This window comes from Bradyrhizobium sp. TM102 (assembly GCF_009176685.1).
In the GTDB taxonomy this organism is placed as follows: Bacteria; Pseudomonadota; Alphaproteobacteria; order Rhizobiales; family Xanthobacteraceae; genus Bradyrhizobium; species Bradyrhizobium ottawaense.
Genome location: NZ_AP021855.1, coordinates 4,118,782 through 4,140,010, shown reverse-complemented (window position 1 = coordinate 4,140,010; position 21,229 = coordinate 4,118,782). Strand labels below are relative to the sequence as shown.

The 21,229-nt window shown below is 64.8% G+C and carries 21 protein-coding genes and 1 pseudogene; 11 read left to right on the top strand and 11 right to left on the bottom strand.

Going from position 1 to position 21,229, the window contains the following annotated elements:
* Positions 1–97: 97 nt before the first annotated feature.
* Together GDN70_RS19845 and GDN70_RS19840 are read left to right on the top strand one after the other, a co-directional pair.
* The gene (locus GDN70_RS19845; RefSeq protein WP_080670293.1) at positions 98–448 is read left to right on the top strand and encodes a hypothetical protein; all 351 of its coding nucleotides are present in this window, start codon (positions 98–100) and stop codon (positions 446–448) included.
* Positions 393–938 carry a hypothetical protein gene (locus GDN70_RS19840; protein WP_028144526.1) on the top strand — a complete coding sequence of 182 codons (546 nt, stop codon included), beginning with the start codon at positions 393–395 and terminating at the stop codon, positions 936–938. Before GDN70_RS19845 ends, GDN70_RS19840 begins: the two co-directional genes overlap by 56 nt.
* A 52-nt stretch (positions 939–990) precedes the next feature.
* Here GDN70_RS19840 and GDN70_RS19835 read toward each other — a convergent pair whose 3' ends face one another.
* A complete protein-coding gene (locus GDN70_RS19835) occupies positions 991–1,389 on the bottom strand; it encodes a RidA family protein (protein ID WP_028144525.1) in 399 nt (132 codons plus the stop codon).
* 166 nt (positions 1,390–1,555) lie between these two features.
* On the opposite strand from GDN70_RS19835, the gene GDN70_RS19830 reads away from it, so the two are divergent.
* Positions 1,556–2,431 carry a DMT family transporter gene (locus tag GDN70_RS19830; RefSeq protein ID WP_152102917.1) on the top strand — a complete coding sequence of 292 codons (876 nt, stop codon included), beginning with the start codon at positions 1,556–1,558 and terminating at the stop codon, positions 2,429–2,431.
* Between the two features lie 201 nt (positions 2,432–2,632).
* A complete protein-coding gene (locus tag GDN70_RS19825) occupies positions 2,633–4,066 on the top strand; it encodes a caspase family protein (RefSeq protein ID WP_038949125.1) in 1,434 nt (477 codons plus the stop codon).
* A 172-nt stretch (positions 4,067–4,238) separates the two neighbouring features.
* Here GDN70_RS19825 and GDN70_RS19820 read toward each other — a convergent pair whose 3' ends face one another.
* Both GDN70_RS19820 and cysK read right to left on the bottom strand, forming a co-directional pair.
* Positions 4,239–4,481, bottom strand: a complete 243-nt coding sequence (locus tag GDN70_RS19820) for a BrnA antitoxin family protein (protein ID WP_028144522.1) — start codon at positions 4,479–4,481, stop codon at positions 4,239–4,241.
* Positions 4,482–4,484: 3 nt separating this feature from the next.
* The gene (cysK, locus tag GDN70_RS19815) at positions 4,485–5,462 is read right to left on the bottom strand and encodes a cysteine synthase A (RefSeq protein WP_152102916.1); all 978 of its coding nucleotides are present in this window, start codon (positions 5,460–5,462) and stop codon (positions 4,485–4,487) included.
* 222 nt (positions 5,463–5,684) lie between these two features.
* On the opposite strand from cysK, the gene GDN70_RS19810 reads away from it, so the two are divergent.
* A complete protein-coding gene (locus GDN70_RS19810; RefSeq protein WP_028144520.1) occupies positions 5,685–5,903 on the top strand; it encodes a hypothetical protein in 219 nt (72 codons plus the stop codon).
* Positions 5,904–5,918: 15 nt separating this feature from the next.
* On the opposite strand, the gene tgt is transcribed toward GDN70_RS19810, so the two are convergent.
* Positions 5,919–7,064 (bottom strand): tRNA guanosine(34) transglycosylase Tgt, encoded by a 1,146-nt coding sequence (gene tgt, locus GDN70_RS19805; RefSeq protein WP_152102915.1) that lies wholly within the window; start codon positions 7,062–7,064, stop codon positions 5,919–5,921.
* Positions 7,065–7,268: 204 nt separating this feature from the next.
* On the opposite strand from tgt, the gene GDN70_RS19800 reads away from it, so the two are divergent.
* The 4 genes from GDN70_RS19800 (at position 7,269) to GDN70_RS19785 (ending at position 11,451) form a co-directional block, all read left to right on the top strand.
* A complete protein-coding gene (locus GDN70_RS19800; protein WP_244625801.1) occupies positions 7,269–8,453 on the top strand; it encodes a patatin-like phospholipase family protein in 1,185 nt (394 codons plus the stop codon).
* A gap of 127 nt (positions 8,454–8,580) precedes the next feature.
* Positions 8,581–9,327: a TetR/AcrR family transcriptional regulator gene (locus GDN70_RS19795; RefSeq protein WP_028144517.1), complete on the top strand. Its 747-nt coding sequence runs from the start codon at positions 8,581–8,583 to the stop codon at positions 9,325–9,327.
* A gap of 251 nt (positions 9,328–9,578) precedes the next feature.
* Positions 9,579–10,181, top strand: coding sequence for a PepSY domain-containing protein (locus GDN70_RS19790; RefSeq protein ID WP_028144516.1), 603 nt, complete (start codon positions 9,579–9,581; stop codon positions 10,179–10,181).
* Between the two features lie 232 nt (positions 10,182–10,413).
* Entirely contained in the window at positions 10,414–11,451 is a 1,038-nt protein-coding gene (locus GDN70_RS19785; protein ID WP_038970391.1) for an aspartate-semialdehyde dehydrogenase, read from the top strand.
* A gap of 127 nt (positions 11,452–11,578) precedes the next feature.
* On the opposite strand, the gene queA is transcribed toward GDN70_RS19785, so the two are convergent.
* The 5 genes from queA to coaD all read right to left on the bottom strand — a co-directional run bounded on the left by queA (position 11,579) and on the right by coaD (position 14,787).
* Positions 11,579–12,652, bottom strand: a complete 1,074-nt coding sequence (gene queA / locus GDN70_RS19780; protein ID WP_152102914.1) for a tRNA preQ1(34) S-adenosylmethionine ribosyltransferase-isomerase QueA — start codon at positions 12,650–12,652, stop codon at positions 11,579–11,581.
* 143 nt (positions 12,653–12,795) lie between these two features.
* Complete coding sequence (locus tag GDN70_RS19775) at positions 12,796–13,260, bottom strand: peptidylprolyl isomerase (protein ID WP_028144513.1); 465 nt, start codon at positions 13,258–13,260, stop codon at positions 12,796–12,798.
* A complete protein-coding gene (locus GDN70_RS19770; protein ID WP_028144512.1) occupies positions 13,257–13,679 on the bottom strand; it encodes a hypothetical protein in 423 nt (140 codons plus the stop codon). The genes GDN70_RS19775 and GDN70_RS19770 overlap by 4 nt, the downstream gene beginning before the upstream one ends.
* Positions 13,680–13,688: 9 nt before the next feature.
* Positions 13,689–14,252, bottom strand: a complete 564-nt coding sequence (locus tag GDN70_RS19765) for a peptidylprolyl isomerase (protein ID WP_028144511.1) — start codon at positions 14,250–14,252, stop codon at positions 13,689–13,691.
* A 37-nt stretch (positions 14,253–14,289) separates the two neighbouring features.
* A complete protein-coding gene (gene coaD, locus GDN70_RS19760) occupies positions 14,290–14,787 on the bottom strand; it encodes a pantetheine-phosphate adenylyltransferase (protein WP_028144510.1) in 498 nt (165 codons plus the stop codon).
* Positions 14,788–15,047: 260 nt separating this feature from the next.
* Between coaD and GDN70_RS19755 the strand changes: the two genes are divergently transcribed.
* Positions 15,048–15,305 carry a hypothetical protein gene (locus GDN70_RS19755; RefSeq protein WP_018317917.1) on the top strand — a complete coding sequence of 86 codons (258 nt, stop codon included), beginning with the start codon at positions 15,048–15,050 and terminating at the stop codon, positions 15,303–15,305.
* Positions 15,306–15,483: 178 nt separating this feature from the next.
* Positions 15,484–17,336: pseudogene (locus tag GDN70_RS19750) on the top strand (potassium transporter Kup).
* 105 nt (positions 17,337–17,441) lie between these two features.
* Here GDN70_RS19750 and gyrA read toward each other — a convergent pair.
* Complete coding sequence (gene gyrA / locus GDN70_RS19745; RefSeq protein WP_038973388.1) at positions 17,442–20,183, bottom strand: DNA gyrase subunit A; 2,742 nt, start codon at positions 20,181–20,183, stop codon at positions 17,442–17,444.
* A 357-nt stretch (positions 20,184–20,540) separates the two neighbouring features.
* The gene (locus tag GDN70_RS19740) at positions 20,541–21,035 is read right to left on the bottom strand and encodes a single-stranded DNA-binding protein (protein ID WP_152102913.1); all 495 of its coding nucleotides are present in this window, start codon (positions 21,033–21,035) and stop codon (positions 20,541–20,543) included.
* Positions 21,036–21,229: the final 194 nt, after the last annotated feature.

The window sequence follows — 21,229 nt, the reverse complement described above, 5'->3', positions numbered from 1 at the left end:
CCACAGGAACAATTTTCGATTTGGCATTGCAACAAATTTCCGTCACATTTCGTCCGAATAAGCGTCAGCATATCAGACAAATTCAAGGACGGAATTCATGCGTTTTGGTCGCATCGCGGCGTTCTGTGCCGCTTCAGTTTTGACCGGCACCCTCGCCGCTCCCGCCCTCGCCCAGAGCCCCTATGACGGCAACTGGCAGGTCGTCATCGTCACCAAGAGCGGCACCTGCGAGCCGACCGCAAGCTCCATGCTGACAGTTGCCGACGGCAGGATCACCGCGCCCGGCGCTAACGTTTCCGGCACCATCGGTAGCGGGGGACTTGTGAAAGTTTCGATCAATGGTGCATATGCCAACGGTCAACTCAACGGCAACGCCGGATCGGGGAAGTGGAATGGAGCATCTGCAGGCATACCGTGCAGCGGGCGGTGGGAAGCATCGCGCCAGTAAACCAAGTGTGGCTCGCGCCCGGAAGCGGCGGCTGCTGATCGCGGCCGCCGTTTTGTTTGCGGCAGGGATCGCCAACTCTGAAAGCAAGGCCCAGTCCGGCCCGTTCGCCCCGATGGCAGGAAGCTGGAGCGGCGGCGGCGTCGTCACGCTGGACGACGGCTCGACCGAGCGGATCCGCTGCCGGGCCAAATACGCCCCGATCGGCCCGACCATGGAGATGTCGCTGACCTGTGCCAGCGATGCCTACAAGTTCAACCTCGGAGCCAATGTCAGGGCCGAGGGCAGCGCCATCACCGGCAGCTGGTCCGAGGCCAGCCGCAACATCTCCGGCTCGCTCCAGGGCCGCGGCGGCGGCGGGAACTTCGAAGTGGTCGCCTCCGCGGCCGGCTTCAATGCCAACATCGCGCTGAAGACGAGCGGCAACAAGCAGAACGTCTCGATCCGCGCGGACAGCCAGTTCCGCGGCGCCAATATCTCGCTGTCGAAGTAAGACTGTAGAGTGACACGGCAATCGATCCGGCGCCCGCGCCGGATCGATTTTTTTATGCGTTCGGCACGAACGCCGTGACCTCGATCTCGACCTTGGCCCGCTCGTCCACGAGGCCGCCGATATAGAGCAGCGTCGAGGGCGGGAAATTGCGGCCGAGCGTCTCCTTCCAGGCTGCGCCGATACCCACGCCCGCGGCCTCGTATTCGCTGCGGCTGGTCAGATACCAGGTCAGGCGGACGATGTGCTCGGGGCCGGCACCGGCCTCGGCCAGAAGCTTGATGATCCGCTTCAGCGCGGCTCCGACCTGCACCGCCATGTCGGGCGCGTAGCTACCCGTCTCGTCGCCGCCGGTCTGGCCGGCCAGAACCACCCAGCGACCAGGGCCCTCCGCCACAACGCCGTGAGAGAAGCCGCGCGGTTTTTTCCATTCGGCCGGCTGCAAGATCTGCATGAGCGGAGTTCTCCCATTTTTTGTCGTTGTTCGTTGATGCCTTAGCACGTCGCCCTGCATCGCTGCATCCGCAGATTTGGCCGTTGCAAACGGTGGCGATGTCGTCGATACCGGCCGTCCTTTCACATTCCAACCTCCAACACCCTGCCCCCCAAACCCCTGCCCAATGAGCGCGACACCGTCCAAAACGATGGCTGCATTGTGGATGGCCGGCTGGCTGTCGCTGATGCTGGTCATGGCGGTTGCCGGGCGCGAGACCACGCGTGAGCTCAACGTCTTCCAGATCATGGAAGTGCGTTCGGTGATCGGTCTCACGCTGCTCCTGCCGCTCATCTACCGCGCCGGCGGCTTCAAGGCGGTCGCGACCAAACGCCTGCCGCAGCACCTTGCACGCAATGGGGTCCATTATTTCGCGCAGCTCGGCTGGTTCTACGCACTGACGCTGATCGGAATCGGCCAGGTCGTGGCGATCGAGTTCACCATGCCGATCTGGACTGCGGTGCTGGCCGCAACGTTCCTGTCTGAACGCATGACGGTCTGGAAGATCGCCGCCGTCGTGCTCGGCGTCGTCGGCGTCGTCATGATCGTGCGGCCCGCCACCGGGGAGATCAATCCCGGCCAGCTGATCGCGCTCGGAGCCGCAATCGGCTTCAGCGTATCCATGATTCTGGCGAAATCGCTGACCCGAACCGAGAGCGCATTATCGATCCTGTTCTGGATGATCATCGTGCAGATGGTCGTGGGCCTGCTGCCGACGCTCTATGTGTGGACCTGGCCGTCAGCCTACCTTTGGGGATGGCTCTTCGTCATCGGTGTCTGCGGCACTTTCTCGCACTATTGCCTTGCCAGCGCGCTCCGATATGCCGACGCAACGATCGTGGTTCCCATGGACTTCCTCCGGGTTCCACTGACGGCGACGGTCGGCTGGCTGCTGTATTCCGAGCGGCTCGACGCCTGGACCGTGCTCGGTGCTGTGCTGATCCTGTGCGGCAATCTCCTGAATTTGAAGCCGGTCTCAGCGATTCCCGCCCGCGCGGGGTGAACCTCGCGCTGCCTCGCGCGACAAAACAAAGTGGCCGTGTGATTTGGATCACGTTGGGAAACATTCCCATCGTGCACATTCGGCCACACAGCAGCGGGTTGCATGCAACGGACCGCCGTTTCGGTGGCGCGAAGTCGGGCACTTCGTGTAGGTTCGTTGCCAATTCGTTGCTGCCTGCAATTCGATTCTGGGGATTTCAGAATGCGCTACCTCACCCTCCTCGCTTCGCTGATGTGCATGGCGCTGTCGGTCAGTGCCGCGAAGGCCGACCGCCGCGTCGCCTTCGTCGTCGGCAACGGCTCCTACAAGAACGTCGCACAATTGCCGAACCCGCCGATCGATGCCAAGGCGATGGCGTCGACGCTGCGCAATGTCGGCTTCGAGGTGATCGAAGGCTCCAATCTCAGCCGCGACCAGATGACGGAGAAGCTGCTCGACTTCGGGCGCAAGGCGCAGGGCTCCGACATCGCGCTGTTCTATTATGCCGGCCACGGCATCGCCGTCAGCGGCACCAATTACCTGCTGCCCGTCGACGCCGACATCAAGTCGGAGATGGACGTCAAGCTGGGCGCCGCCATCAACATCGACCTGACGCTCGAGCAGACCATGGGCGATGCCAAGGTCAAGCTCGTGTTCCTCGATGCCTGCCGCGACAATCCGTTCGCCGCCAAGATCAAGTCGAACTCCGCGACGCGCAGCGTCAACGTGCAGAGCGGTCTTGCCGAGATGAAATCCGGCGAAGGCACTCTCATCGCGTTCGCCACCGGCCCCGGCCAGACCGCGCTCGACGGTCAGGAGGGCAACAACAGCCCGTTCACCCGTGCGCTGATCGACAACATCACCAAGCCCGGCATCGAGATCCAGCAGGCGATGACGTCGGTGCGCGCCCAGGTCAATGAAGAGACCCGCAAGGGTCAGCTGCCCTGGGGCCACACCAACCTGACCGGCTCGGTCTATCTCAACCAGGCTCCGACAACCCAGGTCGCCAACGCGGCGCCGACCGCTTCTGGCATCGTGCCGGCGGCGAGCGGCAGCTCAGACGGCGTCGAGCTCGAATATTGGCGCTCGGTGAAAGAGTCCAACAAGCCGGAAGAGCTCAACGCCTATCTCGCCGCCTATCCCAACGGTCAGTTCAAGGCGCTGGCGCTGGCACGCCTTGCGGCCATCAAGAGCGGTCCCTCGACCGCGACGCGCACCCTCAACGCCGGCGTCGATCCTGCGACCTTCACCGACGAGGCCACCCAGCTCACCGAGGATCAGATCGGCCTCGACAAGACCCAGCGCCGCGACGTGCAGCGTCGTCTCACCGGGCTCGGCTTCGATACCAAGCAGACCGGCGTGTTCAGCGATGAGACCCGGACCGTGCTCAAGCGCTGGCAGGCCGCGCGCGGCTATCCCTCATCGGGTTACCTCAACAAGCACCAGCACAAGGCCCTGATCTCGGAGGTCCAGGCCGCCCCGCCGACCGCGAGCGACACCAGCCAGAAGGCGGCCCGCCGTGCCGCCGCGCCCGCAGGCAGCAGCGCACCGGCACCGGCACCGGCTCCCCAGCGCAGCAATCCCGGCGATGCCGCCGGCGCGGCGTTCGTGGGTGGCGTCGTCGGTGGCATGATGGGCGGCATGTTCCGCCGCTGAGATGCGGTGAGGTTGAAAACACAAAAGCCCGGCTCGCGCCGGGCTTTTTCTATTGTGCGACGGTGTCGCAGCATGCTCCTCATTGCGAGGAGCTCTTGCGACGAAGCAATCCAGAATCTCTCTGCGGATACATTTCTGGATTGCTTCGCTGCGCTTGCAATGACGAGGTTGGCTACTTCCCCGCAGCCTTGCGCAGCGCCTCGTTGATGCGGTCCTGCCAGCCGGGGCCGCCCTCCTGGAAGAACTCCAGCACGTCCTGATCGATGCGTAGCGTCACCTGCTCCTTGATCCCCGGTGCCACGTTCGGCTTCGGCGGCGCCGCGGCGACCTTGGCCGTCACCTTCTTGAACGCCGCCTCGGCCTCTGTCCTGGCATCGCCGAGTGTGCGCGGCCGCCTCGGTGGTTGATCCGCCATGTCCTAGATTCCCTCAAACAGCGCTGTCGAAAGATACCGCTCGGAGAAGGACGGCACGATCGCCAGGATGGTCTTTCCCGCCGCTTCCGGCCGCTTGCCGATCTGGAGCGCGGCCGCGATCGCCGCGCCCGAGGAGATGCCGCCCGGAATCCCCTCGTGCCGCGCCAGCGCGCGCGAGGTCTCGATCGCCGTCGTCGAGTTGACTTTCACGATCTCGTCGATCACGGCGCGATCGAGGATGTCAGGGACGAAGCCGGCGCCGATGCCCTGGATCTTGTGCGGCGTATGCTGTCCGCCCGACAGCACCGGGCTTTCCTCCGGCTCGACCGCGACGACGCGCAGTGAGGCCTTGCGTGGCTTGAGCACCTGGCCGACGCCGGTGATCGTGCCGCCGGTGCCAACGCCGGCCACGAAGAAATCGATATTGCCGCCGGTGTCGTTCCAGATTTCCTCTGCGGTGGTGCGACGGTGCACCTCGGGATTGGCGAGATTCTTGAACTGCTGCGGCATCACCGAGTTCGGCGTCGTCTTCAACAGCTCCTCGGCGGCGGCGATCGCGCCCTTCATGCCCTGCGCCGCGGGCGTCAGCACCAGCTCGGCACCGAGAAATGCCAGCATCTTGCGCCGCTCGATCGACATCGATTCCGGCATCACCAGCTTGAGCCGGTAGCCGCGCGAAGCCGCCACGAAGGCGAGCGCAATGCCGGTATTGCCGGAGGTCGGCTCGATCAGCACGGTGTCGGGCTTGACGATGCCCGCCTTCTCCATCGCGATGATCATGGCCGCGCCGATGCGGTCCTTCACGCTTGCGGCCGGATTGAAATATTCAAGTTTTGCCAAAATGGTCGCGTTCACGCCGTGCATGCCGGGCAGCCGGCGCAAGCGCACAGTCGGTGTATTGCCGAAGGCCTCGACAATCGAGTCATAGATCCGGCCGCGGCCGGGTTGGTGCGCTGCACCCGTGTTGGACGATGCGTCCATGATGAACTCCCTGTGACCACATTTGCGCTTCTTACGCGGCTCATGCGCAGTTACGGATAGCCTGCGACGACACGCAAGCGACAATTGCGGCACATGTTAAATACGCTGCATCGCAAAATCGCGTGAGCTTTATTTAGCAGAAAACCAACGCATTTGTGTTGCGACCTCGTCAACTGATTCTGCTTATGTTAGACTTAGGTCTCAAAGCAGGGAGGTCACACGATGTCAGCAGTTGCTGAAGTGATGCCGACCGTAGCGCTAAGGCGTGATCCGCGTTGCAGCGAATTGCCGACCTGTCCCGTCTGCGCCGATTCCATGGTCGCCGCCGAAGCATCCGCCTACATCTCGGACCACGTCATCAGCTATCTCTGGACCTGCGACAATTGCGGCTACGGCTTCGTCACCAAGCACGCCGTCAAGCAGCGGATCGTGTGCAATTGAGCTTGGACCGTTGACCTAGCGCGGGGCGATATCGCCCCTCGCCCAGTCCGCGCGCGTACGCTGGTAGAACTCGTCGAACCTTCCCTGCGCGATCGCGTCCCTGATGCCCTGCATCAGGAACTGGTAGTAAGCGATATTGATTTCGGACAGCAGCATCGCGCCCAGCGTCTCGCCCGCCTTGACGAGATGGTGCAGATAGGCGCGCGCGCAGTTGCGCGCCGACGGCCATGAGCTCTCCTCATCCAGCGGACGCGGATCGTCGGCGTGGCGCGCATTGCGCAAATTCACCTGGCCGAAGCGCGTGAAGGCGACACCGTGCCGGCCATTGCGCGTCGGCATCACGCAATCGAACATGTCGATGCCGCGCTTGACGGCTTCAAGGATGTCGTCGGGCGTCCCGACGCCCATCAGATAGCGCGGGCGCTTTTTCGGCAGCAATGGTGCGGTCTCGTCGATCATCGCCAGCATCACCGCCTGCGGCTCGCCGACGGCAAGGCCGCCGATTGCATAGCCGTGGAAACCGGTCGCGACGAGACCTCGCGCGCTCTCGTGGCGAAGCTGCGGGATGTCGCCGCCCTGCACGATGCCGAACAGCATATAGCCGTCGGGGGCGCTCTCGAAGGCGCGTTTGCTTCGCTCGGCCCAGCGCAGCGACAATTGCATCGCGCGCTCGATGTCGGCGCGCTCGGCCGGCAGCCGCACGCACTCGTCCATCTGCATGGCGATATCGGAGCCGAGCAAGCGCTGCACCTCGATCGAGCGCTCCGGCGACAGCTCGACCTTGGCACCGTCGATATGCGAGCGGAAGGTGACGGCGTTCTCGGTGACCTTCCGCAAGTCCGACAGCGACATCACCTGGAAACCGCCGGAATCCGTCAGCATCGGCCCGTTCCAGCCGGTGAACCGCTGCAGGCCGCCGAGGCCGGCGATCCGCTCGGCGCTCGGACGCAGCATCAGGTGATAGGTGTTGCCGAGCACGATGTCGGCGCCGGCATCGCGCACCTCGCGCCAGTGCATGCCCTTCATGGCGCCGGCGGTGCCGACCGGCATGAAGGCGGGCGTGCGCACCACGCCATGAGGCGTGGTCAGGCGCCCGGTCCGCGCGGCGCCATCAGTGCCGAGCAATTCAAAGTGATTGGGAAGATCATGGTCCGGATTCATGGCCGTGCTTATTGCGTGTCGGAGAAGGCCGATCAACCCGCCACGCGGCAGCCGGCGGGTGCTTCAGACTGGGACACGGTGGATTTTAGCGCCACCGCCCTTGTTAAACAAAACGATACAGTGTAGTTTTATCCTGGGGGCTGGACGAGAATGCCGCGGCAAATCTGCCGGCGGCGGTAAATGCGTGATCGCCAGCCACCGACAATGCCCTTCGCTTCCTGTTCGACTGATGTCGCCGGCCGCCCGCATGACTGGATCAGGCAGACAGGCGGCCGCCTGGCCGGATTTCTGCTCCTGGCGTGCAGCCTGGTGCTCGGCGCCTGTACCTCGCTGCCCCGCACGCCTTATACGGCCGCAGAAGCCAGCACCTCGCGCGTGCTGGAGATCGACGGCCTCAGGCGCTACGCCGACGAGCCCATCACGAAATTCAGCTTCGAGAAGGACACCAGCACCGCGACGAAGTCCTATCTGGCGCTCTCCGGCGGCGGCGCCGACGGCGCCTACGGCGTCGGCGTGCTCAACGGCTGGACCGCGGCCAGAACCCGCCCCACCTTCTCCGTCGTCTCGGGCGTGAGCACGGGCGGCCTGATCGCGCCGTTTGCGTTTCTGGGCTCGCAATACGACGACACGCTGAAGGAGGTCTATACCAGCGGCATCGCCGAGACCCTGTTGAATGATCCCAGCATCATGCGCGTGCTGTTCGGATCCGGCCTGTTCGGCAACACGAGGCTGCGCGAGCTCGTCGCCCGCTATGTCGGGCCGGAGATCATGGCGCAAGTCGCGCGCGAGAATGCCAAGGGCCGGAAGCTTCTGGTGGTGACGACCGATCTCGATACCCAGCGCACCGCGATCTGGGACATGGGCAAGATCGCCGCGGTCGGCACACCCGAGGCGCTCAAACTGTTTCGCGACGTGATGGCGGCCTCCGCCAGCATTCCCCTGGTGTTTCCGCCGATCATGATCGACGCCGAGGGCCAGGGCCGCAAGTTTCAGGAGATGCATGTCGACGGCGGCGTGACCGCCCCGGTGTTGACGCTGCCGGAAGCCCTGCTGTTCCAGGGCAGCCGCCTGCCCGGCAATGCGAAGATGGACATCTACATCCTCGTCAACAAGAAGATCGAACGTAATTTCGAGCTGGTCTCCAACGGCACCATCGATGTCGCCTCGCGCAGCCTGTCGGCGATCACCCAGTCGCAGACACGCTCGATCATCTTCTCGACCTATGATTTCGCCAAGCGCAACCGCCTCGGCTTCCACCTCTCCTACATCGCGCGCGAGTATCCGGCGCCGCCGTCGGAAGGCTTCGACACCGGCTATATGCGGGCGCTCTATCAATACGGTTATGACAAGGCCGCTGCCGGTCAGGCCTGGGGCTCGACGGTGCCGTGAGACGGAACGAGGCCCTGCCGAAACCGTTGACGATGCGGCCAATCCGGCCAGATTCGCGATGACGCCTCCGCTCCTGCGCGATATAGAGCGAATGACGACTGTCAGAAACGCGCAGGAATCACTGGGCATGGGATTGACTGCGACCAGGACGAGACCGGCAGGGCCGCGGCGCGAAGTGCCGAAATCCCGCGGCGGCCGGCCGACGAAAACCGCCGCCATCGAGCGCGACCTGCGGCTGATCGAGGTCGCCACCCGCCTGTTCCTGGACCGCGGCTTCGACGCCACCTCGCTGGACGCGGTCGCGGAAGCGGCCCGGGTCAGCAAGCCCACCGTCTATTCCCGCTACGGCGACAAGCGCGGCCTGTTTGCCGCCGTGCTGAGACGCGAGATCGCGCGCTGGCTTGCCCCATTGTCGGCCGCCGCCGAGACGCAGCTCTCCAGCGCCTCCGACATCTCGGTCGAGCAGCGGCTGGTCGAGATCGGGCGCGAGATGCTGACATTCACCTGCGGACCCGACGCTGTCGCCTTCAGCCGTATGATGACGTCACAGGCCATCAACTTCCCCGACGTTGCCAAGCTCGGCAAGGAGGAAGGCTGGATGAAAGCCGTCGCCACCACGGCACGTTTCTTCGACCGTCTGGTGGCGCAAGGCGCGCTCGACATCGAGGACACCACAATTGCCGCCGAGGTGTTTCTCGACGTGGTCGTCGGTCACACCCACCGCATGGCGACGTTCGGGACTGCGCTCGAATTGAAGGCCGCCGAAAAGCGGATGCGCACCGCCATCAAGCTGTTCCTCGCCGGGGCGCTAGGACCTGCCGACCGCGTCCAAAGCACCACCAAAGCCTCGTCGCGGCGACGCCCCCCGCGCTGACAATTCCGTGAGATTGCGCGCTTTCCCCATGGGAAACCGCCCGCGCCGTTGACCAAAATAAAACGATACGGTATGGTTTAGTTATAAGCGATACGGACCGCTTTTTTCACCAGCCCCAAAAGTGGCCCGTACCGCTGAGATCGCCGTGCCGGGTACAGCCCGGTGCGGCGCTCCGCGGCCGGCCGATGCCCAAGGCCGGCCGCGAATTCTTTACGATCATCCGGCACACTCGCTGGCCGAGGGTTTCGAGCATGACGACAGCCAAACGATGGACCTCGCGATTGCTTGTGATCGCCTTGCCTGCGCTGCTCATCGTCGCGCCTGCGCGGGCGATCGTGACCGCGGGTACGCCGACCGCCCTTCACAGCGACACAGATGGTGATGCCGAGGCCGACCGCCAAGCCGTCAGCCGTGAGATCGAGCGTTTCCGCAGCTCGTCGATCTCGATCAGCCAGGCCATGTCGATCGCCGAAGCCCGGCACGCCGGCGCCACCACGGCGGATGTGAGTTTCGACGGGGCCGCCCGCGTGCCGGTGTATCGGGTGAAGACCCTGCACAACGACCGGATCTGGCGCCACACCATCAATGCCACGACCGGCGAGCTCGTCGGCGGCGAAGCCGCCCTCCCCCTCACTGAGCTCGACCACGAGGATCGCGACAACCTCGCAGCGCTCGGTGCGATCAGGCACCGCCTCGCCGATGCCGTGCGCGTCGCCGAACGCGCCGCCTCGGGCAAGGCGATCAGCGGCGGGCTGGTGCGCGAACGTGGCCGGCTGAACTTTTCGATCGTCGTCGTCAGCGGCGACGACCTCAAGGAGGTCACCCTCGAGCCGCCGGGCGCCAGGGCGAAATAGCGGGAGTCCGGCCCCGGGCATCGACCGGGGTGAAAAGCCATTGACGGGCGCAAAACTCTCCCGCATAAGTCGCCACCATGTTCACGACCACCAAACGCACGACCAAAACCACCACGGCCTCAGGGGCCCGGGGAGGCGTGCGCGCGTAGTCGTCGACTAAAACGCATCAGCTCTACGGCAAGCCCCGCCCTCGTTGGTCCGGGGCTTTTTTGTTGTCTCATTCGCAAATTCAATGGAGGACAAAGTGAGTAACGATCCCGTCGTCGCGATTGTCGGCGTCACCGGTGCGGTGGGCGCCGAATTCATCGCCACCATGGACAAGCGCGGCTTTCGCGTCGGCAAGCTCAAGGCGCTGGCCAGTGCCCGCTCGGCCGGCAAGACGGTGTCGTTCCGCGGCCAGCCGGTCGTGATCGAGGAGCTCAATGAGCGCTCCTTCGAAGGCGTCGATATCGCCCTGTTCTCCGCCGGCGGCAGCATCTCCAAGAAGTATGCGCCGATCGCGGTGAAGTCCGGCGCGGTCGTGGTCGACAATTCCTCCGCCTTCCGCATGGACCCGAACGTGCCGCTGGTGATCCCCGAGATCAACGCGAACCGCATCCGCGACCACAAGGGCATCATTGCCAACCCGAACTGCGCGGCGATCACCGCACTGGTGCCGCTGTGGCCGATCCACCAGAAGAACCGCATCAAGCGCGTGATCATCTCGACCTACCAGGCCGCTTCCGGCGCCGGCGCGGCCGCGATGGAGGAGCTGGTCGAATCCACCCGCGCCAATCTCAACGGGCAGGTCTATACGCCGAAGGTGATGCCGCACCCCTACGCCTTCAATCTCTTCAACCACAACACCGCCGTCGACCCTGACACCGGCTACAACGACGAAGAAACCAAGGTCATCAAGGAGACCCGCAAGATCTTCGAGGACGAGACCATCGCGATCGGCGTCACCTGCGTGCGCGTGCCGGTGCTCCGCGCCCATTGCGAGGCCATCACCTTCGAATGCGAGAAGGAGATCACCGAGGACCAGGTCCGCGCCATCATGGCCCGGGCGCCCGGCGTGAAGGTCGTCGACGATCGCGCCAAGAACTACTTCCCGATGCCGATCGACGCCTCGGGCCAGGACGACGTCCTGGTCGGCCGCATCCGCAAGGATCTCAGCGATCCCTCCGGGCATTCGATCTCGATGTTCGTGGCGGCGGATCAGTTGCTCAAGGGCGCAGCGTTGAATGCGGTTCAGATCGCGGAGCTGTTGCCGCAGCGGGTGATGGCGTAACCGGCGCCGTAGGAACAGGTATCGTAGGGTGGGCAAAGGCGCGCAAGCGCCGTGCCCACCACTCTTACCCCCCTATTCAAGAAAGACGTGGGCACGCTTCGCTTTGCCCACCCTGCAGCGCCGGCGCTTAGCCGCGCGACCTGAAGAGCAAGCACGCATCGCCATACGAATAAAACCGGTACCCGCTCGCAATCGCATGAGCGTACGCCGCCTTCATCGTCTCCAGCCCCGCAAACGCCGACACCAGCATGAACAGCGTCGACTTCGGCAAATGGAAATTCGTCATCAAAATATCGACCGCGCGGAAGCGATAGCCGGGCGTGATGAAGATCGAGGTCTCGGCCGCGAAGGGCTGGATGGTGCCGTCTTCGCGCGCTGCGCTCTCGAGCAAGCGCAATGACGTGGTGCCGACGGCGATGATGCGGCCACCATTTTTCCGCGCGCTATTGAGCCGTTCCGCCGTCTCGGCCGAGATCGTGCCCCACTCGGCATGCATCTTGTGGCCTTCGGTGTCCTCTACCTTCACCGGCAGGAACGTCCCTGCCCCGACATGCAGCGTGACCTGGTTGATGTCGACGCCACGCGCGCGCAGCGCCTGCTCCAGCGCCGGGGTGAAATGCAATCCAGCGGTCGGCGCGGCGACCGCGCCTTCGTTCACGGCGAACATGGTCTGGTAGTCGGCGAGGTCCTGATCGTCGGGCGTGCGCTTGGAGGCGATGTAGGGCGGCAGCGGCGGGCTGCCGAGCTCGGCGATGGCCTGATCCAGCGCCGGGCCGTGGAACGAGAACGACAGCGTCACCTCGCCCTCGAGGCCCTTGGCCTCGACCTCGGCATCGAGATGGCCGAGCAGGCAGACCTTGCCTTCATTGCCGAAGCGGATGCGGTCGCCAGCTGTGAGCTTCTTCGCAGGCTTCACGAGCGCCTGCCAGCGCGAGCCGTCGAGCCGCTTGATCAGGGTCGCCTCGATCTTCGGCTCGGTCTCGCGGCCGATGCGGCGGCCCTTCAATTGCGCCGCGATCACCTTGGTGTCGTTGACGACGAGCTGGTCGCCCGGCTTCAGCCATTGTGCGAGGTCGGCGATGGTCTGGTCGCGCAGCGCGCCGCTCTCCACGACCAGCATCTTCGCGGAGTCGCGCGGGCTCGCCGGGCGCAACGCGATGCGCTCGGCGGGCAGGTCGAAATCGAACAGATCGGTGCGCATGTGGGTGCCGGGCGCGACGGAGCCAGACCCTCATGGTGAGGAGGCGCGTAGCGCCGTCTCGAACCATGAAGGCCGAACTGCAGCAGGGTGGCCTTCATCCTTCGAGACGCGCGTTCCGCGCTCCTCAGGATGAGGGGCGGCGCTTACTCAGCGTCCGCGGCCATCCGCGCCTTGACGATCTTGTCGGGGTTCTGCACCGGCTCGCCGCGCTTGATCTTGTCGACGTTCTCCATGCCTTCGGTGACTTTGCCCCACACCGTGTACTGGTTGTCGAGGAAGCGGGCGTCGTCGAAGCAGATGAAGAACTGGCTATCGCCGGAATCCGGGCTCGCGGCGCGCGCCATCGAGGTGGTGCCGCGCACATGCGGCTCCTTGTTGAACTCGGCCTTCAGCTTCTTGCCCGAGCCGCCGGTGCCGGTGCCCTGCGGGCAGCCGGTCTGCGCCATGAAGCCGTCGATCACGCGGTGGAACACGATGCCGTCGTAGAAGCCCTCCCGGACCAGTTCCTTGATGCGCGCGACATGGCCGGGCGCGAGGTCGGGCCGCATCTCGATGGTGACCGGGCCCTGGGTGGTCTCGAGGATCAGGGTGTTTTCGGTGGCGCTCATGCTCGTCTCTCTTGAGTTGGAGGTGAAGTCTTGTCAGGCGTTTTGCGGCTGCGGAACTGGATCGCGAATGGACGTCCCGCGGCGGCGCCGGCCATTGCCTCGGTAAATGGCATCGGCGTGCAGCGTTGCAACGCCTCCATCACCGCGATCCGGTATTGCAGCCGGTCATTGTCGGAGGCCTCCGCGGATTCATAGGAGATCCTCGGATGGCCCAGAATGTCGCCGGACCGGTTAAAGCTCACGACGACGGTGATGTCGAGTGGGCGGGCCTTGGCGGCCGGCGGCGGTTTCCAGCAGGTGCGCAGATGCCGGAAGATATCCTGGATGGTATTGACCTGCCTATCCTCGGCGGCCGCACTGGACACGCCGAGCAACAGCACCACAGCAACCAGCAGGAGCTTGTCGCCACAGCGCGCCATCGCCGTCTCCTATTTGATGTCGGAGGCGACCTGCACCTTCACCATCTTGTCGGGATCGGTCACGGCGCCGCCGGCCGAGCCGGGAGGAGCCTTCTTCAGCTTGTCGACGACGTCCATGCCCTGCACGACCTCGCCGATCACGGTGTACTGGTTATCGAGGCTGCCGCCGTCGGCGAACATGATGAAGAACTGCGAGTTGGCGCTGTCGACGCTGTCGCCGCGCCGGGCCATGCCGACGATGCCGCGGGCGAAATGCACCTTGGAGAATTCCTGCTTCAGGTTCGGATATTTCGAGCCGCCGGTGCCGTTGAAGTTCTGGCCGTCGCCGGTCTGCGCCATGAAGCCGTCCATGACGCGATGGAACGGCACGTTGTTGTAATAGCCCTCGCGCGCGAGCTGCTTGATGCGCTCGGCATGCTGGGGCGCGATATCGGTGCGCAGCTTGATGACGATGCGGCCCTTGGTGGTGTCGATGACGATGGCGTTGGCCTTGTCGAGGTTGGCCGGCAATTGCTGCGCCACCGCCGGCACCGCGAACAGAAGCGCGGCAAGAACTGCGAGAATTCGGATCATGACAACTCCGGATCAGAGAGAAAAAGGAAGCGCGCCGTTATGCGGCGAATTTTGCCTTGAGCTGGGCCACGACCTGCGGCGGGACGAAGGCCGAGACGTCCCCGCCCATGCCGGCGATCTGCCGCACCAAAGTGGCGGTGATCGGGCGAACCATGGGAGAGGCCGGCAGGAAGACCGTGTGCACCTCCGGCGCCATCGCTTCGTTCATGCCGGCGAGCTGCATCTCGTAGTCGAGATCGCTGCCGTCACGCAGGCCCCGAATCATGATCGTCGCACCGTGCTTGCGCGCCGCCGTGACCGACAAATCGTCAAACGTCACAGCTTCGAGCACGCAACCAGCCTTGGCGGCCAGCGGCCCGCAGACGTCATGGAGCATCTGCAGCCGCTCCTCGGTCGAGAACAGCGGCTTCTTGCCGGGATGGACCCCGATCGCGACCACGAGCCGGTCGCACAGGGAAACGCTGTGCCGGACCACGTCCAGATGGCCGTTGGTAATGGGGTCGAAGGAACCGGGATAGAAGGCAATGCGCGGCATGGCCCCCTCCTACCGCGCCCGGCCCGGCCCGGCAAGCCGGGCCGGTTCCCCAGCCGTTTCCGGCGAAATATCCCGCCGGCCGTGTCGGCGATGGCCGGTTTGTTTCGTCCTGAGAGCGACCACGAAACAAAGCGGCGCGGACACGAAACCATTTCCCGTGCCGGCGAAGACGTCCGGAAACTGGCCATGGTTACTAATCCGGCCAACGAATGACGGGCCGCACACTGGGCGTAGGCGGCCGCATCACAGGGGACTGTCAAATGATCAAGGCTCTTTCAGCGATCGCTCTGTCTGCGTGTGTCGCCGCCGCCCTTACCCTCCTGCCCGGCTTTGCCCCGAGCGTCGAGGCCAGCGTGCCGCAGCCGCTGGCCAAGAGTGACCGACTCGATATCCGCGCCATCGGCAAGGACTGCTCGCAGCAGGCCTGGCCGAATTTCGAGGCCTCCTGCCTGCGCAAGGCCGGCACCAAGGCGAATGTCCGCGAGGCTCGCCTCGTGACCGCCAACCGCACCCCGTAGGCTGGCCTGTCAGCTTCACGTCACATAATCCCGATGGAGTTTTGCGACGTCTCGTCGCAGACTGGTTTGCTCGCGCCCGCCGGAATGGCCCGTCGGGCGCGATCCCATCGGGGGGTTGCCATTGTCCAGTACGCCCGCTGTCGCTTCCGGCCACCATCCTGATCCGCTACCGCTTGCCATGACCATGGGCGCCCTCGGGGTGGTCTATGGCGATATCGGTACAAGCCCGCTCTATGCCCTGAAGGAAGCCGCCAAGGCGGCTGCCCATGGCGGCACACTCAGTCACGACGCTGTCCTGGGGATTGCCTCGCTGATCCTCTGGGCCCTGCTGCTCATCATCTCGCTGAAATATGCGCTGCTGATCCTTCGCGCGGACAATCGCGGCGAAGGCGGCATCGTCGCGCTGCTGGCGCTGCTCCATGCCCGCCACGCCGAGCCAGGCACATGGCGCGCCCACCTCCTGGTGGTCGGGCTCGTCGGCGCTGCGCTGCTCTATGGCGACGGCGCGATCACGCCGGCCATCTCGGTGCTCTCGGCCATCGAGGGCCTCAAGGTCGACGCCCCCTCGCTTGCGCCGGCCGTGGTACCCGTGACCGTCGCCATCCTGATCGGCCTGTTCATGATGCAGAAGCAGGGCACCGGCTTCATCGGCCGCATCTTCGGGCCGGTGATGCTGGCCTGGTTCGTCGTGCTCGCGGCGCTCGGCATCCACGGCATCGTCAAGGCGCCGGCGGTGCTAATGGCGCTCAGCCCGCTCTACGCCTTCGACTTCCTGATCCACCAGGATTTCCACATCTCGTTCGGAATTCTCGGCGCGGCCTTTCTCGCGGTGACCGGCGGCGAGGCCATGTATGCCGACATGGGACATTTCGGCCGCCTGCCGATCCGCCTCGCCTGGTTCGCCATCTGCCTGCCCGCGCTGGTGCTGAACTATTTCGGCCAGGCCGCGCTCTTGATCACCGATCCCGCGATGATCGAGAACCCCTTCTTCCAGCTCTGCCCCGACGCCCTGCACTATCTGCTGGTCGCATTCTCGACGGTCGCGACCGTGATCGCCTCGCAGGCGATCATCTCCGGCGTGTTCTCGCTGACCCAGCAATCGATCCAGCTCGGCTTCCTGCCGCGCATGCTGATCCGTCACACCACGAGCGACGCGATCGGCCAGATCTACGTGCCCCTGGTGAACTGGCTGCTTGCGGCTGCGACGCTCGGGGCGGTCCTGAGCTTCGGCACGTCGGACGCGCTTGCCGGCGCCTACGGCATCGCGGTGTCGCTGCTGATGGCGATCACGACGCTGCTCGCCGCGCTGGTCGCGATCCAGTGGGGCTATTCGCCCTGGCTGGTGGTGGCCGTGAACGGCGCCTTCTTCGTCATCGACGTGATCTTCTTCTCGGCCAACTCGATCAAGCTGTTCGAGGGCGGCTGGTTTCCGCTGCTGCTCGCCGGCCTCGTCGCCTTCCTGATGCTGACCTGGCGCGCCGGCGTGAAGCTGGTCGAGGCCGCGAGGGGCCGGCTGCGGCAGCCCGAGGAAGATCTGATCGAGACCGCCGTGAACAAGTGCAGCGCAAGGCTGCCCGGCACCGCCGTGTTCCTGGCCTCCGCACCGCGCGGCGTGCCGCTCGCGCTCACCCAGTTCGTCAGGCACAACCGCGTGCTGCACGAACGCGTGCTGCTGGTCACCGTGCTGATCGAGGAGCTGCCGCACATCGCGGACGAAGAACGCGGCGAGGTGATCGAGATCATTCCCGGCATCACCCGCGTGATCCTGCATTACGGCTTCATGCAGAACCCGACGATCTATGAAGGCTTGAATCTCGTCTGCCGCCAGAGCAAGCTGCCCGGCATCGACCTCTCCGACATCACCTATTATGTCGGCCGCGAGACCATCATTCCCAGCGAGGACATTCCGGGCATGTGGGTCTGGCGCGAAGGCGTGTTCGCCTTCCTCCAGCGCAACGCCGAACGCTCTGCCGCGTTCTTCGGCGTGCCGACAAGCAGGTGGTGGAGTTCGGCACGGAGCTGGAGATTTAGCGAGCTTCGTAGTCCAGATGGAGCAAACCGCAATCCGGGATTTTCGCCAGGCGTGAGAGCCCCGGATTTCGCTTTCGTTCCATCCGGGCCACAGGGAGTGACTTATCACTCCCCGCTCGACTCCCCGTTCGCTCCGTTCCCGCTCTCCGCCTCTTCCGTGATGTGCTCGACCGAGACGACATGCTCGTCCTCGGCGGTGTCGAACACGATCACGCCTTGCGTCGAGCGGCCGGCGATGCGGATGCCTTCGACCGGGCAGCGGATCAGCTGGCCCTTGTCGGTGACCAGCATGATCTGATCGGCATCCTCCACCGGGAAGGACGCGACCAGATTGCCGTTGCGGTTGTTGACGCTCATGGCGACGATGCCTTTGCCGCCGCGGCCGGTGGTACGGTACTCGTAGGACAATGTCCGCTTGCCATAGCCGTTGACGGAGACGGTCAGCACGACCTGCTCCTGCGCCGACATCTCGGCGTAACGCTCCTGCGCGAGCTGGAAGCTGCCGGAGGTCTCCTCGGCCTCGGCGTCCACGGCGGCGTCTTCGGCCGCAGCTTCGCCGGCGACGGCGCGGCGCATCTTCAGGTAGGCCGAACGCTCGTCCGAGGTGGTCTCGACATGGCGCAGGATCGCCAGCGAGATCACCTTGTCGCCTTCGCCGAGCGCGATTCCGCGCACGCCCATCGAGGTCCGCCCGGTGAACACGCGCACATCGGGGACCGGGAAGCGGATGCACTGGCCGCCGGCGGCGGTCAGCAGCACGTCGTCGCGCTCGGTACAGATCTGCACGTCGACGATCGACTCGCCGTCGTCGAGCTTCATGGCGATGATGCCGGAGCGGCGGACGTCGACGAAGTCCGACAGCTTGTTGCGCCGGACGTTGCCGCCCGTGGTGGCGAACATCACGTCGAGGTTGCCCCAGGTGGATTCGTCCTCCGGCAGCGGCATGATGGTGGTGATGCGCTCGCCCTGCTCCAGCGGCAGGATGTTGATCAGCGCCTTGCCGCGCGCGTTCGGCGCGGCCATCGGCAGACGCCAGACCTTCTCCTTGTAGACCTGGCCGCGCGAGGAGAAGAACAGGACCGGCGTGTGCGTGGAGGCCACGAACAGGCGGCTGACGAAATCCTCGTCGCGGGTCTGCATGCCGGCGCGGCCCTTGCCGCCGCGGCGCTGGGCCCGGTAGGCCGACAGCGGCACGCGCTTGACGTAGCCGGCATGGGACACCGTGACGACCATGTCCTCGCGCTGGATCAGGTCCTCGTCCTCGACCTCGCCTTCCTGCTCGATGATGACGGTGCGCCGCGGTGTGGCGAACTCGGCCTTCACCTCGGCAAGCTCGGTCTTGATGATGCCCAGCACGCGCTCGCGCGAGCGCAGGATGTCGAGATAATCGGCGATCTCGCCGGCAAGCTTGTCGAGCTCGTCGCGGATTTCATCGCGGCCGAGCGCGGTGAGGCGCTGAAGGCGCAGATCGAGAATGGCCCTGGCCTGCTCCATCGACAGCCGGATCGTGCCGTCCGCGCTGATGCGGTGACGGGGATCGTCGATCAGGGTCAGCATGTCCTCGACATCCCGGGCCGGCCAGTCGCGCGACATCAGGGTGTCGCGCGCGGTGGTCGGGTCCGGCGAGGTCCGGATCACGCGGATCATCTCGTCGATATTGGCCACCGCGATCGCGAGACCAACCAAAATATGGGCGCGATCGCGCGCCTTGGCGAGCAGGTACTTGGTGCGACGCGTGACGACCCGCTCACGGAAGTCGACGAAGATCGCGAGCAGGTCCTTCAGATGCATGATCCGAGGACGGCCGCTGTCGAGCGCCACCATGTTGACGCCGAAGCTGGTTTGCAGCGGCGTGAAACGGTACAGCTGGTTCAGCACCACATCCGGCACGGCGTCGCGTTTCAACTCGATGACGACGCGGTAACCGTCGCGGTCCGATTCATCGCGCAGGTCACCGATGCCCTCGATCTTCTTTTCCTTGACCAGCTCGGCGATGCGCTCGACCATCGTCGCCTTGTTCACCTGGTAGGGGATCTCGGTGATGATGATCGCCTCGCGCTCCTTGCGGATGGTCTCGATCGCGACCTTGCCGCGCATGACGACCGAGCCGCGGCCGAGGTGATAGGCGGCGCGAATGCCCGCGCGTCCGAGAATGACGCCGCCGGTCGGGAAATCCGGTCCCGGCACGATGTTGATGAGCTCGTCGATGGTGAGCGCGGGGTTGTCGATCAGCGCGACGCAGGCGTCGATGACCTCGCCGAGATTGTGCGGCGGGATATTGGTGGCCATGCCGACCGCGATGCCGCCGGCGCCGTTGACGAGAAGGTTCGGGAACTTGGCCGGCAAGACCGACGGTTCGGTCTCGTTGTTGTCGTAGTTCGGCTGGAAGTCGACGGTGTCCTTGTCGATGTCGGCCAGCAAAGCCAGCGCGGCCTTAGTCAGGCGCGCTTCGGTGTAACGATAGGCAGCCGGGGGATCGCCGTCGACCGAGCCGAAATTGCCCTGGCCGTCGATCAGCGGCACCCGCATCGAGAAGTCCTGCGCCATGCGGACCATGGCGTCGTAGATCGACTGGTCGCCGTGCGGGTGGTACTTACCGATGACGTCACCGACCACGCGGGCGGATTTGACGTACTTCTTGTCGGGCGTGTGCCCCTGCTCGTTCATCGAGAACAGGATGCGGCGGTGCACCGGCTTCAGACCGTCCCGGGCATCAGGCAGCGCCCGCGCCACGATCACGCTCATGGCGTAGTCGAGATAGGACTTCTTCATCTCCTCGAAGATGGAGACGGGGCGAATATCCGAGGGTTGCGCCGGCTGGTCGCCGGGCTTGTCGTCGTCAGCCAAGGGGAAATCCGGTGAGGTTTTAGCTGGGAATCATATAGCGCATCGAGACCCTGATAACCACCCTCGCAGGCTTCAGGGAAGCGCTTTTTCCGCTTATTTTTCCAACAACTTACGGCCTTACGGAGAGCGTTTCGGAGGGACCCGGAACAGGCCTTCCGAAATCACCTCCGGGACCTCGTCAATCGCGCGGCCGGCGCGCGCCATCGACGCGATTGCTCTGGCGCAATCCGAGTTCAACCCAAACATGAAGCGGGCCCGGAAATCCCGAGCCCTTTCTGCCGATTAGTAAGGTTTGCTGACACGAAATGGGAAGGCGCCGCTCAGCCAGCCTGCGCCCCCTCATCGTCCGGTCCCTGCTCAGAACGGGATGTCGTCGTCCATGTCGCTGTTGCGGCCACCGCCGCCGGCGGCCACGGGACGGCGCGGTGCGCTGCTGACGGGTCCGGAGGAGCCGAAATCGCCGCCCGGCTCGTCGCCGAAGCTGCCGCCTCCGCCGCCGCCGCGGCCGTCGAGCATCGTGAGCGTCGAGTTGAAGCCCTGGAGCACGACCTCCGTCGAGTATTTCTCGACGCCGCTCTGGTCGGTCCATTTGCGGGTCTGCAGCGCGCCCTCGATGTAAACCTTCGCGCCCTTCTTCAGGTACTGCTCGGCGACCTTGCAGAGCCCTTCATTGAAAATCACGACGCGATGCCACTCGGTCTTTTCCTTGCGCTCGCCGCTGTTCTTGTCGCGCCAGGTCTCGGAGGTCGCGATGCTCAGATTCGCGATCGGCCGCCCGTCCTGGGTGCGGCGGATTTCAGGATCCTTGCCGAGATTTCCAACCAGAATGACCTTGTTGACGCTTCCCGCCATCGCCGCTCTCCACTCCGAATGCCACTGAATTTCCTAAGGCCGAGCGCGCTGCCCGCGTTCCTCTGCGCCCTGTTAGGGCGACCCTATACGCTTGCAGGGGCTGCTCAGCCCGTCACCCCCAAGGTTATCCCCACATATAGCACCGACCGGCGGTCTGTTCCAGATTTGTTCCTGCAGAAATCGCCGCCAAATGT

Coding starts and splice junctions, on each gene's coding strand:
- GDN70_RS19765 (WP_028144511.1), bottom strand. CDS start 14,252: ATGATCCGAATTCTCGCAGTTCTTGCCGCGCTTCTGTTCGCGGTGCCG.
- coaD (WP_028144510.1), bottom strand. CDS start 14,787: ATGCCGCGCATTGCCTTCTATCCCGGTTCCTTCGACCCCATTACCAAC.
- GDN70_RS19840 (WP_028144526.1), top strand. CDS start 393: ATGGAGCATCTGCAGGCATACCGTGCAGCGGGCGGTGGGAAGCATCGC.
- GDN70_RS19785 (WP_038970391.1), top strand. CDS start 10,414: ATGGAGGACAAAGTGAGTAACGATCCCGTCGTCGCGATTGTCGGCGTC.
- GDN70_RS19830 (WP_152102917.1), top strand. CDS start 1,556: ATGAGCGCGACACCGTCCAAAACGATGGCTGCATTGTGGATGGCCGGC.
- GDN70_RS19770 (WP_028144512.1), bottom strand. CDS start 13,679: ATGGCGCGCTGTGGCGACAAGCTCCTGCTGGTTGCTGTGGTGCTGTTG.
- GDN70_RS19740 (WP_152102913.1), bottom strand. CDS start 21,035: ATGGCGGGAAGCGTCAACAAGGTCATTCTGGTTGGAAATCTCGGCAAG.
- GDN70_RS19795 (WP_028144517.1), top strand. CDS start 8,581: ATGGGATTGACTGCGACCAGGACGAGACCGGCAGGGCCGCGGCGCGAA.
- GDN70_RS19825 (WP_038949125.1), top strand. CDS start 2,633: ATGCGCTACCTCACCCTCCTCGCTTCGCTGATGTGCATGGCGCTGTCG.
- GDN70_RS19835 (WP_028144525.1), bottom strand. CDS start 1,389: ATGCAGATCTTGCAGCCGGCCGAATGGAAAAAACCGCGCGGCTTCTCT.
- GDN70_RS19775 (WP_028144513.1), bottom strand. CDS start 13,260: ATGAGCGCCACCGAAAACACCCTGATCCTCGAGACCACCCAGGGCCCG.
- GDN70_RS19800 (WP_244625801.1), top strand. CDS start 7,269: ATGCCCTTCGCTTCCTGTTCGACTGATGTCGCCGGCCGCCCGCATGAC.
- queA (WP_152102914.1), bottom strand. CDS start 12,652: ATGCGCACCGATCTGTTCGATTTCGACCTGCCCGCCGAGCGCATCGCG.
- GDN70_RS19810 (WP_028144520.1), top strand. CDS start 5,685: ATGTCAGCAGTTGCTGAAGTGATGCCGACCGTAGCGCTAAGGCGTGAT.
- GDN70_RS19820 (WP_028144522.1), bottom strand. CDS start 4,481: ATGGCGGATCAACCACCGAGGCGGCCGCGCACACTCGGCGATGCCAGG.
- GDN70_RS19755 (WP_018317917.1), top strand. CDS start 15,048: ATGATCAAGGCTCTTTCAGCGATCGCTCTGTCTGCGTGTGTCGCCGCC.
- cysK (WP_152102916.1), bottom strand. CDS start 5,462: ATGGACGCATCGTCCAACACGGGTGCAGCGCACCAACCCGGCCGCGGC.
- GDN70_RS19790 (WP_028144516.1), top strand. CDS start 9,579: ATGACGACAGCCAAACGATGGACCTCGCGATTGCTTGTGATCGCCTTG.
- GDN70_RS19845 (WP_080670293.1), top strand. CDS start 98: ATGCGTTTTGGTCGCATCGCGGCGTTCTGTGCCGCTTCAGTTTTGACC.
- tgt (WP_152102915.1), bottom strand. CDS start 7,064: ATGAATCCGGACCATGATCTTCCCAATCACTTTGAATTGCTCGGCACT.